The 12,844-nt window shown below is 66.4% G+C and carries 12 protein-coding genes; 8 read left to right on the forward strand and 4 right to left on the reverse strand.

Going from position 1 to position 12,844, the window contains the following annotated elements:
- Positions 1-10 precede the first annotated feature (10 nt).
- Both AB0N24_RS16140 and AB0N24_RS16145 read left to right on the forward strand, forming a co-directional pair.
- Positions 11-2,317 (forward strand): gluconokinase, GntK/IdnK-type, encoded by a 2,307-nt coding sequence (locus AB0N24_RS16140; RefSeq protein ID WP_364126253.1) that lies wholly within the window; start codon positions 11-13, stop codon positions 2,315-2,317.
- 102 nt (positions 2,318-2,419) lie between these two features.
- Complete coding sequence (locus tag AB0N24_RS16145) at positions 2,420-3,667, forward strand: FAD-dependent oxidoreductase (RefSeq protein WP_364126255.1); 1,248 nt, start codon at positions 2,420-2,422, stop codon at positions 3,665-3,667.
- Here AB0N24_RS16145 and AB0N24_RS16150 read toward each other — a convergent pair.
- Together AB0N24_RS16150 and AB0N24_RS16155 are read right to left on the reverse strand one after the other, a co-directional pair.
- Positions 3,646-3,888, reverse strand: a complete 243-nt coding sequence (locus AB0N24_RS16150) for a phosphopantetheine-binding protein (protein WP_364126258.1) — start codon at positions 3,886-3,888, stop codon at positions 3,646-3,648. The genes AB0N24_RS16145 and AB0N24_RS16150 overlap by 22 nt on opposite strands.
- Complete coding sequence (locus AB0N24_RS16155) at positions 3,885-4,841, reverse strand: dihydrolipoamide acetyltransferase family protein (RefSeq protein WP_364126261.1); 957 nt, start codon at positions 4,839-4,841, stop codon at positions 3,885-3,887. Before AB0N24_RS16155 ends, AB0N24_RS16150 begins: the two co-directional genes overlap by 4 nt.
- A gap of 184 nt (positions 4,842-5,025) precedes the next feature.
- On the opposite strand from AB0N24_RS16155, the gene pyrE reads away from it, so the two are divergent.
- Entirely contained in the window at positions 5,026-5,598 is a 573-nt protein-coding gene (pyrE, locus tag AB0N24_RS16160) for an orotate phosphoribosyltransferase (protein ID WP_364126263.1), read from the forward strand.
- 19 nt (positions 5,599-5,617) lie between these two features.
- Here pyrE and AB0N24_RS16165 read toward each other — a convergent pair whose 3' ends face one another.
- Positions 5,618-6,913 (reverse strand): serine hydrolase domain-containing protein, encoded by a 1,296-nt coding sequence (locus AB0N24_RS16165; RefSeq protein ID WP_364126265.1) that lies wholly within the window; start codon positions 6,911-6,913, stop codon positions 5,618-5,620.
- Between the two features lie 223 nt (positions 6,914-7,136).
- Between AB0N24_RS16165 and AB0N24_RS16170 the strand changes: the two genes are divergently transcribed.
- The 3 genes from AB0N24_RS16170 (at position 7,137) to AB0N24_RS16180 (ending at position 9,746) form a co-directional block, all read left to right on the forward strand.
- Complete coding sequence (locus AB0N24_RS16170) at positions 7,137-7,919, forward strand: GAF and ANTAR domain-containing protein (RefSeq protein WP_364126268.1); 783 nt, start codon at positions 7,137-7,139, stop codon at positions 7,917-7,919.
- Between the two features lie 141 nt (positions 7,920-8,060).
- Positions 8,061-8,654, forward strand: a complete 594-nt coding sequence (locus tag AB0N24_RS16175; RefSeq protein WP_364126271.1) for a hypothetical protein — start codon at positions 8,061-8,063, stop codon at positions 8,652-8,654.
- A gap of 51 nt (positions 8,655-8,705) precedes the next feature.
- Complete coding sequence (locus AB0N24_RS16180) at positions 8,706-9,746, forward strand: thioesterase domain-containing protein (protein ID WP_364126273.1); 1,041 nt, start codon at positions 8,706-8,708, stop codon at positions 9,744-9,746.
- A 48-nt stretch (positions 9,747-9,794) separates the two neighbouring features.
- On the opposite strand, the gene AB0N24_RS16185 is transcribed toward AB0N24_RS16180, so the two are convergent.
- Positions 9,795-10,625, reverse strand: coding sequence for an HAD-IIA family hydrolase (locus AB0N24_RS16185; protein WP_104174109.1), 831 nt, complete (start codon positions 10,623-10,625; stop codon positions 9,795-9,797).
- 281 nt (positions 10,626-10,906) lie between these two features.
- On the opposite strand from AB0N24_RS16185, the gene AB0N24_RS16190 reads away from it, so the two are divergent.
- On the forward strand, positions 10,907-11,971 hold the full coding sequence (locus tag AB0N24_RS16190; protein WP_364126276.1) for a hypothetical protein: 1,065 nt from the start codon (positions 10,907-10,909) through the stop codon (positions 11,969-11,971).
- Positions 11,972-12,043: 72 nt separating this feature from the next.
- Entirely contained in the window at positions 12,044-12,691 is a 648-nt protein-coding gene (locus AB0N24_RS16195) for a TrmH family RNA methyltransferase (protein ID WP_364126570.1), read from the forward strand.
- Positions 12,692-12,844: the final 153 nt, after the last annotated feature.

Raw genomic sequence — 12,844 nt, forward strand, 5'->3', positions numbered from 1 at the left:
GGAACCCCTGATGAGCAGCAAGCACCGCATCATCGTGATGGGCGTCTCCGGCTGCGGCAAGACCACCATCGGTGACCTGGTGGCCCGCGAACTCGGCGCACCGTTCCTCGACGGCGATTCCCTCCACCCCGTGGAGAACGTCGCCAAAATGGCGGCCGGAACGCCCCTGACCGACGAGGACCGCTGGCCCTGGCTGGCCACTGTGGGCAGGGAACTCGCCGACGCCAGCCAGGGCGGACTCGTGCTTGCCTGTTCCGCGTTGCGCCGCAGCTACCGGGACGCCATCCGGGAACAGGCGCCGGATACGGTGTTCCTGCACCTGCACGGCAGCAAAGAGGTTCTTAGGGTACGGACTGAAGGGCGGTCCGGGCACTTCATGCCGCCCGCGCTGCTGGAATCCCAGCTCGCAACCCTGGAAGCGCTCGAAGCCGACGAAGCCGGAATCGTGGTGGACATCGCCGCCCCGGTTGACCAGGTGGTGACCGAGGCGTTGGCCGGCATTGCCGCCGTCGCCGGAGCCGCCGTCGGAACTTCCGCTGTTGCGTACCAGGGTGCCCCGGGCACCCAACCGCGCCGGTTCGACGTCGACCTCCAGGCCGCGCCGTTCGATCTCGACGACGATGCCGTTGCGTGGGTGGAATCCACCATCGCCGGACTGAGCCTCGAGGAAAGAATCGGGCAGCTGTTCATCAACCACAACAACGACTACTCCCCGGAGTACCTGGACGGTGTCCTGGACACCTACCACGTGGGCGGCATGCGCTACCGGCCGGGACCCTCCGCAGCCGTGCAGGAACACATCCGCTACGCGCAGTCCAAGACCCGCATCCCGCTCCTGATGGCCTCCAACCCGGAAATGGGGGGAGCCGGAAGCTGCGACGACGGAACATTCGTGTCGACGCACCTGCAGGCCGGCTCGCACCCGGACAAGGCCATCGCCCGGAAGATGGGGCAGGTGGCCGGGGTGGAAACCGCGGCACTGGGCTGCAACTGGGCGTTCGCGCCGATCGTGGACATCCACTACAACTGGCGGAACACTGTGATCTCCACCCGGGCCTTCGGCAACACGCCGGAGATCGTGGTGGAGCGCGCCAAGGAGTACTTCGACGGCATCAGCGAATCCCCTACCGTCTGCGCCATGAAGCACTTCCCCGGCGACGGCATGGACGAACGCGACCAGCACGTGGTCACCTCCTACAACACCCTCGGCTACGAGGACTGGAACCGGACCTACGGGCATGTGTACCGCGAGATGATCGGGCACGGCATGCAGTCCATCATGATCGGGCACATCGGCGCGCCGGAGCTCACGCGGCATTTCCGCCCGGGAACGGCGGACAAGGACATCCTGCCCGCCACACTGTCCCCGGAACTGCTCCAGGACCTGCTCCGCGGCGAGCTGGGCTTCAACGGGCTGATCCTCACTGACGCCTCGCAGATGATCGGCCTCACCCAGGCCATGAAGCGCAAGGACCTGGTTCCGGCCACTATCGCTGCCGGCTGCGACATGTTCCTGTTCTTCCGCAACCCGGCCGAGGACTTCGGGTACATGATGGACGGCTACAAGTCCGGCGTCATCACCGAGCAGCGCCTGCACGATGCGCTGCGCCGGATCCTGGCCCTCAAGGCAAGCCTCGGGCTGCACCTCAAGCCGGCCGCGGAGCTTGTACCGCCGGTTGAGGCGCTGGCGAAGATCGGCAGCGATGCCCACCGGGCCGTCGCGGCAGAGATCGCGGACAAGACCGTCACGCTGATCAAGGACACGGCCAACAACCTGCCCATCACGCCGGAGACGCACAAACGGATCCGCCTGTACGGCATCTCCGGCGGCTCGGACTTCACCCGGGCTGATCCGCTGGCCTACCTGGACACCGTCAAGGCCGAGCTGGAGAGCGCCGGCTTTGAGGTGCACCTGTTCAAGACCGCGGACCAGCGGGAGGCGGCGGGGGAGACCGGCGTGAATTTCATGTCGATCATCTCCGAGGAAGCCACCGGGGACTACGCGGACAAGTACGATGCCGCCTTGGTGTTCGCCAATGTGAAGGGTTTCGCCCAGGAGGCAGCCATCCGGATCAAGTGGTCCTCACCGATGGCCGCGGAGATCCCGTGGTACGTCACCGAGGTCCCCACCGTGTTCGTCTCGCTCAATCAGCCCAACCACCTGATTGACGTGCCAATGGTGAAAACCGCCATCAACGCCCACGCCGGAACGCCCGAGGCCATTCGGGCGACCATCGAAAAGATCTTAGGCAAGTCGGAATTCCAGGGAACGTTCAACGACAACGTCTTCTGCGATTCCTTCGACACCCGGCTCTAGCCGGGCAACAGCGCGAACGGACAGTTGCGGCCCTGCAACCCGGGGCTTAAGTGTCCGTTCGCGCTCTGTGCTCCCGCATGCCCGGGGGCGTAGCGTGGGTGCATGGAGCGAACGGGGTGCGTTGTAGTGGGCGGGGGACCGGCGGGCATGATGCTGGGCCTGCTGCTGGCACGGGCCGGTGTGGAGGTCACGGTCCTCGAAAAGCATGGCGACTTCCTGCGGGACTTCCGCGGCGACACCGTGCATGCATCCACCATCAGGCTGATTGACGAGCTGGGACTGGGGGACGCCTTCAGGAAACTTCCGCAGAGCAGGTTGAACGCCGCGGCCATCCCGCTCCCGGGCGGCGGCATGCTGACGCTCGGCGATTTCGCCTCCTTGAAGCCGCCCTACAACTACATCGCCATGATGCCGCAGTGGGACTTCCTGAGCTTCCTGGCCGGCGAAGCAGCGCGTGAGCCCACCTTCACCCTCCTGATGGAGCATGAAGCCACATCGTTAATGTCCGACGGCGGCCGCGTCACCGGCGTCCGCTACCGGACGCGCCAGGGTTCCGAAGGCGCGCTCCTGGCGGACCTCGTGGTGGCCACGGACGGGCGCCACTCCGTGCTGCGCCGGGCAGCCGGATTGCAACCAAAGGAATTCCCCGTTCCGTTCGACACCTGGTGGTTCAAGCTCCCGCGGCACGCCTCGGAAAAGGGCGCCGTGGCAGGCATCGTTCCGTCATTCCGGGGAACCGAAGCCATGATCGCGCTGTTCCGTGATGACTACTACCAGATGGGCTACCTTGGTCCCAAGGGCACGGATTCGAGGATCAGGAACGAGGGCGTCGAGCGGTTCCGCCAGCGGGTGGCAGCCCTCCGTCCTGACCTGGCGGACCGGGTGGACTCGATCCGTTCGCTCGATGACCTCCACATGCTTGATGTCCGGCTGGACCGGTTGCGGCGCTGGTATGTGGATGGCCTGCTGTGCATCGGCGACGCCGCGCATGCGATGTCCCCGGCGGGCGGCGTAGGTATCAACCTGGCCATCCAGGATGCCGTGGCTGCGGCGGCCCGGCTCGCGCCGGCCCTCCTTCGGGGGCAGGTGACAATGCAGGACCTCGCTGCGGTGCAACGGCGACGGCGGATGCCCACCTTCGTGGTCCAGACCGTCCAGCGCATCATGCACCGGGCAGTGTTCGTTCCATTGTTCGCCGGACGGAGGTCCGGGGTTCCTTCAGTGGTGTTGTTCATGGCCAGGCACTTTCCGGCGGTCACGAGGCTCATGCCGCGCCTTATTGCCTTCGGGCCCCGGCCGGAGCACGCGCCGGGCTTCGCCCGCCGCGGTCAGCCGCGGGAGGCCAGATAGTCGATCAGGCTCTTTACCGTGGCCACCGCGGTGTAGTCGTGCTCGGGAATATCGACGCCGGTGGACTCGTCGATTGCCTCCACGAGCCGCAGGAAATCCAGCGAATCGAGTTCGAGGTCCTGCCGCAGCCGGGACTGTTCATCGAGGCCGGCAAGATCCACGTCCGGGGCAACCTGGCCGATGGCCGTGTGTACGGCAAGCCGGGCGTCCTGCTCGTTCATAGCTCCTCCGGTTTCTGCAGCACTTCGTCGATGCGGGCCAGGAAGCGTCCGCCCCGGAGCCCGTCGCTGACCCGGTGGTCGGCGGACAGCGTTGCGGCGACCGCAGGCCGCACACCCAGCAGGCCGTCATGCGCCCAGGGCTGCTCCATCATTCGGCCCAGGCCCACCATGGCCACCTGCGGCGGATAGATCACGCCGAATACGGTCTCCACGCCGAGGTCCCCGAGGTTCATCACCGTGAGCGTGGGATCGGCCATTTCGGCGCGCTGCAGGCGCCCGGCCCGCGCCCGGCTGACGAGATCCCGCAGCTTCTGCATGAGGACGTCCAGCGCCAGGGTGTCGGCGTTGTGGATGGCGGGCGCAACCAGGCCGCCGTGCCGCAGGGCCACGGCAACGCCGAGGTGCACGGAACTACTTGGCCGGAAGATCCCGTCAGTGAAAAAGCCGTTGACTTCCGGAACCTCCCGGGCTGCCAGGGCGGTTGCCTTCAACAGCAGGGCCGAGGGGACCAACCGGGAGGCCACCGGCCGCTGCTTGTTGACCAGTTGCATCCACTCGAGGGCGGCGCGCAGGTCCAGGGTGGTGCTGAGGTAATAGTGCGGAATGGACTTCTTGGACCGGGACATCAGCGACCCGACGGCCCGCCGGAGGCTCGACACCCGGTCCTGCGCCTCGGACTGCGGAACGGACGCTGCATCCGGCTGGACCGTTTCTTCCTCGGTTCCAAGGATCCGGACCATGGGGGTGCCTACCGGGACCGTCGCGCCGATATCCACCAGCAGTTCGGTGACCTGGCCCTCCTGCTGGGTCTCCACATCCAGGGTGGTCATGTCGGTTTCGACCACTGCCACCGAATCGCCCGGACTCACGTAGTCGCCCGGCTCAACGAGCCACTCCACAAGCTTGCCGTTCTTCAGGTCCGCGCCAAGGGAGGGCAACCGGAATTCACCCATATGCCGCTGCTGGGTAGGGCCGGACCGGGAGGCCGCGGCCGTCTTTGGAAGTTACGGGCCAGCGGGTGAGTGGCGCGGTTCCGGCCGTCATGAGTCCATCCGACTCCTCCCCGGGGAAGCTGCATAGAGTAGAAAGTCCCTTGGCCGCGCCGTCACAAATCCCGGACACACTAAACTGGACCCCATGACTGCCCCGCTTGATGCCTCTGCCGCCCGTGCCCGCCTGCTTGAACTCATCAAGGAACTCGCCGTGGTCCGCGGCAAGGTGATCCTGTCCAGCGGAGCCGAGGCCGACTACTACATCGACCTCCGCCGCATCACCCTGCACCACGAAGCGTCCAAGCTCGTTGGCCAGGTCATGCTCTCGCTGACCGATGACGCCGGGATCGACTTCGAGTGCGCCGGCGGCCTCACCATGGGCGCCGACCCGGTGGGCACCGCCGTGATGCACGCCGCAGTGGACGGGGGCCGCAACGTGGATGCCTTCGTTGTCCGGAAGGCCCAGAAGTCCTACGGCATGGGCCGCCAGGTGGAAGGCCCGTCGGTGGAAGGCCGCAAGGTCCTGGTACTTGAGGACACGTCCACCACGGGTGGCTCCGCTCTGACCGCCGTCGAGGGTGTCCGGAACGCCGGCGGCAACGTAGTCGCGGTCGCCGTCATCGTGGACCGCGACACCGGGGCCAAGGAAAAGATCGAAGCCGAGACCGGCGTGCCGTACCTGTTTGCGTTCGGCAGGGACGAGCTCGGCCTGAGCTAGGGGATTCCCGCCCGGAACTTCAAGGCCCTTCCCCGAACCAGACACCTCCGCCTAGCCGGCAGCTGCCGTTGAGGGCGTCTTCCGCGACTTGGGTCATCCCGGACGCGATCGCGTTGGTGCCTTGCGCGGCGGTGCCCTGGGGGAACGGCCGCGGCGGGTATGCCACTGCCAAGGCAAGCCGCCGGCTCCCGTCGGCACTGGCCATGGCGACGGTACCGTATCCCGGAACGTCGCCGACATAGCCGTAGTAGAAGCCGTTGGTGCACCTGTCGTTCCACTGGAATAGGCCGAGCCCGTACTCGGCATGGATTGGTCCCTGCATTTCCGCCACCCGATCACGCCCTACCAGCCGACCGTCCAACAGCGCGTCGAAGAACTTGTTTAAGTCCGCCGTCGTCGACACGAGGCCGGTGGCCCCGGAACCACTGTGAAGGGCGGCATAGGTGGTGTCCACGGGTTCACCGTCGATGAGCGTGTAACCGTGGACCATGCCCTCAGGTACCGGCCCGTCGTCTGTCAGCCGGGTACCGCCGAGGCCCAGGGGCTGCCCGACGTCGGTCCACAGCACGTCAGCGAGCGGCCGCCCCCGGAGGCGTTCGACGATCAGGCCCAGGGCGATGTAGTTGGAATCCGAGTAGCTGAAGCTTTGGGCGCGGCGCCGTTGCCAGGGAAGCGTTGCGGCCAACGCGAGTCTGTCTTCGGGGCTCAGCCGGGTGGCGAGGGCCTGCCGCGGAGGAACTGAATCCAGTAATGGACGGTGGTAATCAGGCATGCCGGAGGTGTGGCCGAGGAGCCGCCGCACGGTGTAGGGCTCGGGTTGGTGGAGCAGGCCTTGGAGCTCCGGCAGGTAAGTGCTGGCCGGTTCGTCAAGCGACAGCCTGCCTTCCTCCGCGAGTTTCAGGACCGAGACGGCCACCAGAGGCTGCGTGAGGTCGCCGACGTGGACGGGGTCGCTGGCCCGGGCAGCTTCGCCCGCGGAGTTCCGGACACCGGCGGCATGAGTCCAGACCTCCGCGCCGACCCGCAGTTCGAGGAGGACCGCGGGGGCGCCGGCGTCGATCAGACCTTGGCTGTACCGCTCAAGGTGTGATTTTAGGTCGCGGGCGGGTATCGACGGCAGTCGGGCTGCGGTCGTCGCCGGAGGCGCCGCAGTTCGGCTCGGCGGCTGAGGCGGGGGCGTCGACGTCGGCACTGCAGGTTCCGAGGGACCCGGCTCAGGACCGAAGGTGCAACCGCCCAGCACCATACCGGATGCAACCACGGCGGCCACGGCCGCAGCACGGAACGACGATCCACCTCCGCGAGCCACAACCATCGGACATCCTTCTGCCTGTCGGTACACAGCGCGCCCGGCAGCAGGGCTGTCCCGACATTTTTATGCTTCCATGCGCGCTGCGGGAGTCAATACTCGGCCCCAATGCCGCTCCGGTGTCCTCGAGGACCAGCCTCCGGTAGCTCAGCCTGCGTGGACGGTCCTCCGCCGGTGGCTTACCATTTGCCTTACGACCCCGTGCCCCTGTCCCTGGAGAAAACGCGCCATGCTCCCGTCCAACCCAAGCCCCACCACCGTTGACCAGATCCAGAACCTCATCCTGGAGAGCGCGGATTTCGAGGACTTCCTCAACGAACTGGCGCGCTTTTCCGCGCACCAGATGGCGGGCGACGGCGACGACGCGCTGTGCGGCATCACCTTGCTCCGGGACCGCAAGGCGGCCACCATCGGCTGGAGCAGCGATTCCGCGCGCGAGGTGGACGAGATCCAGTACTCGCTATCCCAGGGGCCCTGCCTGACGGCTGCGGAGGAGGAACGGGAAGTCCACGTTCCGGACCTCTTCGAGGAGGACCGCTGGGGCCCTGACTACGCAAATGCCGTCGCCTCGCACGGGCTTCGGTCCGTGCTGTCCCTCCCGTTCCACCTCCAGGGCGATGCCAAAGCCGCCCTGAACCTCTACTCGGACGTTCCGCGCAAATTCGATGAGAAGGCAGCGGCCCGCGCCAGGGGCTACACGCGCGAAATTTCGCAGGCGCTGCGGCTGGCCGTCAGGTTTTCGCTGCACACAGACAGCGCCACCAACCTCCGGGCCACGTTGGAGTCCCGGACCACCATCGATATCGCCGTGGGAATTGTCATGGCGCAGAACCGCTGCAGCCAGGAGGCGGCGGTCCAGATCCTGACGGATGCCTCCAGCAACAGCAACGTCAAGCTCCGGGACATCGCCAGGTCATTGGTGGATTCGGTGGGCGGCGCGGAAGCCCGCACCCACTTCGAGGAGCCGGGCAAGGGCCAGAACCGCGGACAGGGCAGAATCCAGGCAAGCTAGCCGGTGCGGGCCGGGGCCGGTCATCCCGTGCTGGCCCGCACCAAGCCTGCGCCCTGACCGCAGGCTTGTGCTGGCGGTGCGCGGAGGATACGCTGGCCAAGGTTGAGCCGTCGGCCATAGACACCCTTTTTTGGAGTACCTATGGACCGCAAACTTCACGCCCTCGTTAACCTCGACGTCACCACAGATGTTGTCCGGATTGATGTCCGGGGGAGCCTTAACCACGATTCCCGCCCCGCCCTTGTGCTGGTTATTCGCCGCATCCGCCGGATGGGCATCACCGCCCACATCCGCGTGGATCTCTCCCGGGCCGCCTTCGTTGAATCGGTCGCCTTGGTAGGGCTCCGCAATGACCTCAACGCGATCGACGGCGGCGCCAGCGACGGCGGCGTGTCCACCGGATCGGGGGTTTCGCTCGATTTCATGCCGAGGCGGGACGACCTTGCCGCGGACTCCGGGGCGGGGTCCAGGACCCTTGAAATCACCGGGGAATTCGCGGCGTCCATTGACCCGTCGGGCTGCGGTCCGCTGGCCCAGTTCTCCGACGACGAACTACTTGCGGCCAGCGACTCCGTGTTCGGAATGCTGGACGATCCCGCTGTGATCGCCAGGACAGAACTCCTGGCGCGCTACGATGCGATCGGCCTGGAGATTTCCCGGCGTGAGAGCGCCAAAGCCGGCCGGAAGGACGCCGCGGGCGGCGTTCCTGCCCGTCCGTCCAGGAATGCGAACTAGCACCATCCATCGCGTTTTATATCCGGCTTCCGCTGTGGCTACGGTAGAGGTGTGCCACGTGCCCAGGAGCCACACCCCGAGGGCGGCCCCGGATCAGCCGAGGGCCGCCTCCTCAAGCATGCCGCCGAACTCAAGAGATTTTCCCGGCGGAACTTCCTGGTCGGGGCGGGTGCGGCGTCCCTGCTGGCCACCGACATGTTCTTCACCCGGCATGTCCAGGCGGAGCGCCGGACCAACAGGATCCTGACGGTGGGCGACGATTTTGCGGAGAGCTACTACCCGCACTCCAGCTGGATCCTGTTTCCCGGCTACAAGACCAGCTGGGAGGAGGCGCAGTGGATCCTCAATTCCCTGCGCGGCACGCTGCGCCAGCGCGGCCAGCTTGCCGCCGTCGGGTATTCCAACGAGGGGCTGGACATTGACCAGATCGTGATTGAGGTGATCGAGTACGTTCGGGAAAAGCAGCTGACCAGCCTGTACTTCTACGGCCACAGCTTCGGCGGCATGGTGGCGACGCAGGTCGCTGCCCGGTTGCTCGAGCTGCACGGCGTGGAAGTGGAGTTCATCCTGCTCGACTCCAGCCCCTACAGCAAGTTCGATGTCCTCGACCAGAGCTGGTTCGAGGGTGTGGTTGTCCTCTACGAAGGCGGGTTCCGCGTTCCCACCGTCCTGCGCGGCGGGTATGAACTCGGCGAACGCATCGCGCACAAGGACGAACGGACCTGGCGCCAGGTGGTGGACCAGAGCCTGGAGCAGCTGTCACCGATCGCTCCGTCCAGTGTGCTGGTCCAGTCCGAATCGGCCTATATCTACCATTTCGACGCCACCCGGTTCGCCGGCAAGCTCGGTGCTACCCGGATGGCCTTTATCGGCAACCCCCGCGACGGTACGGTGAACTACCAGACGGCCCGCGAAGCGTGGGCCCAGACCTTTGCCGCGAACATGGTGTCCAACGACCTACGCACCGACGACGCCCTGCCGGCGCATGCCAGCCCGCAGTGGAACCCGTTCGTCTACCGGCCCATCATCGAAGAGCTGCAGGACGAAATCTTCCCGTTGCCTTCGGGCGGCGGCAAGATGACGGCGTTCTGAACCTGTGCCAGGCCGAACCTGTGCCAGGCCGCCGCAGTCCGAACCAGACTAGATCTGGCTCTTGAGGTCCGCCACCGAGTTGAGGATCTGGTTCGGCCGGAACGGATAGGCGGCGATGTCGTCCCGGTGCGTGATTCCGCTGAGGACCAGCACGGTGTGCAGCCCGGCCTCCATGCCCGCGATGATGTCGGTGTCCATCCGGTCGCCGATCATGGCGGTGGTCTCGGAGTGGGCGTCGATCTGGTTCATGGCCGAACGGAACATCATGGGGTTCGGCTTGCCCACTATGTAGGGCTCGCGGCCGGTGGCTTTGGTGATCAGGGCCGCGATGGCTCCGGTGGCGGGCATGGGGCCGTCCTTGGACGGGCCGGTGGCATCCGGGTTGGTGGCGATGAAGCGGGCCCCTGCCAGGATCAGCCGGATGGCCATGGTGATGGCTTCGAAGGAGTACGTGCGCGTTTCGCCAAGCACCACAAAGTCCGGGTTCTGGTCGGTGAGGATGAAGCCGGCCTCGTGCAGCGCCGTCGTGAGTCCCGCCTCGCCGATGGTGTAGGCACGGTTCCCGGATTCCGAGCCGCGCACCTGGTCCTTCAGGAACTGCGCGGTGGCCAGCGCCGAGGTCCAGATGTTCTCCTCCGGGATCTCCAGCCCGGAGGAACGCAGCCGCGCGGCCAGGTCCCGTGGCGTGAAGATGGAGTTGTTGGTGAGGACCAGGAAGCGCTTGGAGGTATCCACCCAGCGCTGGATCAGTTCAGCGGCACCGGGAATCGGCTGGTTTTCGTGGACCAGGACGCCGTCCATGTCCGTCAGCCAGCATTCGATTTCCTGGCCGCTGCGGTAAACCGATGCCGATGAACGTACTTCGTCTGATTTTGCCATGGTGATCCTCCAACGCTTATGGGCCGGTTCCGGGTCCCAGTCTGTCATTTTTCGGGCACCGGAACATCCGGCGTCCGAAGAATGACGGAACGCGCCCACGGCATCCCGGGGCTGTTCTTCCACTAGGCTCGTAGCTGGCACCAGTGTGCCAGCGGCCGCGGACCGGGGGATGTCAGCGGTGGTTTGTTGTGCCGGCCCGCGCCGGCAGGTCCCCGCCGCCGGACATCACCAGGCATCCCGGGAACCGCAGGATGCCAGCAAGCACCTGAAAGGGCCCGCACATGAGCAACAACTACGGCGCACCGCCGCCGCAGAGGGATTCATCCAGAGATACGCAGCCCGGAGATACGCAGGGCTACCCGCCGCCGCCCCAGCAGCCCTATGCGCCCCAGCCGCCCACGCAGCCGTACGCGACACAGCAGCCCTATCCGCAGCAGCCCTACCCGGCACAGAATTCCGTGCCCCAGCCGCCAGAGCAGCCACGCAACAACAAGAACCTGATCATTGTGCTGGGCGCCGTCGCCGCTGCCGTGATCATTGCGCTGGTCGCCGTGTTCGTTTGGGTCATTCCGGCGTTCAGCAAACCGCAGGCCGAGGACAATCCTGTGCCGGTGGCGCCGTCCTCTGAAGCCGCGGCCTCGGAGGCGGCGGAGGAGAGCGCCGCTCCGGAGGGATCCGCCGCGCCGTCGGAGGATGCCTCCTCGGACGACATGCCGGCCGGCGCCTTCCCCCTTCCCCAGGGGTGGGACGAACTTCAGGGCCCCGCCAACATTCCGGCCGCCGACGACCCGCTTTTCAAGCGCTTTGTCACCGGCGAATCCTCCTTCTCGTACCTGGCTGCGTGGAGCAGCGACGAAACCTTCGGGATCACCACGGACCCGGCCACCGGCGCCCCCATGCAGCAAGTCGCCAGGGGCACCGATGAGCGCGACGGTGACGGCATTTCCACGGCCTTCTCCTTCTTCGCTGAAGCGGAGGAGGGCAAGTACGGCAAGGAGCCGGCAAAGGTCCAGGCAGCCATCAAGGACATCGAGGCGAAGCTCAAGGCCATCCCCGCCGCTGAACTGCCGCAGCACCTCGTGGGCCACAAATGCGTCTCCAATTTTGAGTCGTCGGCGCCGGAAATCCGGGAGTTCCGCCGCGCAGAGGCCGTCGTGGTCGGGTTCACGTGCACCAATGCCGGCGGTGACGCCATCCGGGCCGTCAACCTGTTCAGCGTGACCCCGTGGGGCACACCGCAGATGATGGGCGTCAGCGGACACGAGAGCTACTGGAGCGCCAACCCGGAAGCGTTGGCGAAGATCGCCAACTCCTACCGGGCCAACCGCTGGAAGCTGGACGGCTAGTTCCGCCCGCGTCCGTCCCGGGACGGGCGCGGCTAGAGTTGAGGGGTGACTGACCACCCCCAGACCCCAGCCCTGCCCGTTCCCCCGCCCGAGGAGGAACCGGAGCCCAAGGCGGAGGTCGGCGTCGGGCCCTGGGAAGGTGAGTTTCCCCAGGGCGGGCACTGGGACCCTGACCTCCTGGCCGACGGGGACCGCCGCAATGTGGTGGACAAGTACCGCTACTGGAAGCACGAGGCCATCGTGTCGGACCTGGATTCGAAGCGCCACGAGTTCCACATTGCCATCGAGAACTGGCAGCACGACATGAACATCGGCACCGTGGTACGGACCGCCAACGCGTTCCTGGCCAAGGAAGTGCACATCATCGGACGGCGCCGCTGGAACCGCCGCGGCGCCATGGTCACCGACCGCTACCAGCACGTCCGCCACCACCCCACCGTGGAGGATTTCGTGGCGTGGGCGCAGGGGGAGGGACTGGCGATCATCGGCATCGACATCTTCCCCGACTCCGTGCCGCTGGAAACCTACGAGCTCCCGAAGAACTGCGTCCTTGTCTTCGGCCAGGAAGGTCCGGGCCTGACCCCGGAAGTCCATGAGGCGGCCCGGGACACCCTCTCGATCGAACAGTTCGGCTCCACCCGCTCCATCAACGCGGCGTCCGCGGCGGCCATCGCCATGCACGCCTGGATCCGCCGGCACGTCTTCAGCCAGCACGTCTAGTTCCGCACCGTCACCGCGGCCTGCCATCCGGGCAGGCGCAGCGCAAAGTATTACCCGGCCCAGTGACCCGAAACACGGCCCCCGCACAGAATTGGCTAGGATGGGGGCTAGCCGACGAGGTTCACTCCAGGGTCAGCACAACCCGTAGACGAA

This window comes from Arthrobacter sp. NPDC093128 (genome assembly GCF_040683875.1).
Lineage (GTDB): Bacteria > Actinomycetota > Actinomycetes > Actinomycetales > Micrococcaceae > Arthrobacter.

Bases quoted from the DNA above. Each gene is read 5' to 3' on its own strand.
- AB0N24_RS16140 (WP_364126253.1), top strand. From the start codon at position 11: ATGAGCAGCAAGCACCGCATCATCGTGATGGGCGTCTCCGGCTGCGGC.
- AB0N24_RS16145 (WP_364126255.1), top strand. From the start codon at position 2,420: ATGGAGCGAACGGGGTGCGTTGTAGTGGGCGGGGGACCGGCGGGCATG.
- AB0N24_RS16150 (WP_364126258.1), bottom strand. From the start codon at position 3,888: ATGAACGAGCAGGACGCCCGGCTTGCCGTACACACGGCCATCGGCCAG.
- AB0N24_RS16155 (WP_364126261.1), bottom strand. From the start codon at position 4,841: ATGGGTGAATTCCGGTTGCCCTCCCTTGGCGCGGACCTGAAGAACGGC.
- pyrE (WP_364126263.1), top strand. From the start codon at position 5,026: ATGACTGCCCCGCTTGATGCCTCTGCCGCCCGTGCCCGCCTGCTTGAA.
- AB0N24_RS16165 (WP_364126265.1), bottom strand. From the start codon at position 6,913: ATGGTTGTGGCTCGCGGAGGTGGATCGTCGTTCCGTGCTGCGGCCGTG.
- AB0N24_RS16170 (WP_364126268.1), top strand. From the start codon at position 7,137: ATGCTCCCGTCCAACCCAAGCCCCACCACCGTTGACCAGATCCAGAAC.
- AB0N24_RS16175 (WP_364126271.1), top strand. From the start codon at position 8,061: ATGGACCGCAAACTTCACGCCCTCGTTAACCTCGACGTCACCACAGAT.
- AB0N24_RS16185 (WP_104174109.1), bottom strand. From the start codon at position 10,625: ATGGCAAAATCAGACGAAGTACGTTCATCGGCATCGGTTTACCGCAGC.
- AB0N24_RS16190 (WP_364126276.1), top strand. From the start codon at position 10,907: ATGAGCAACAACTACGGCGCACCGCCGCCGCAGAGGGATTCATCCAGA.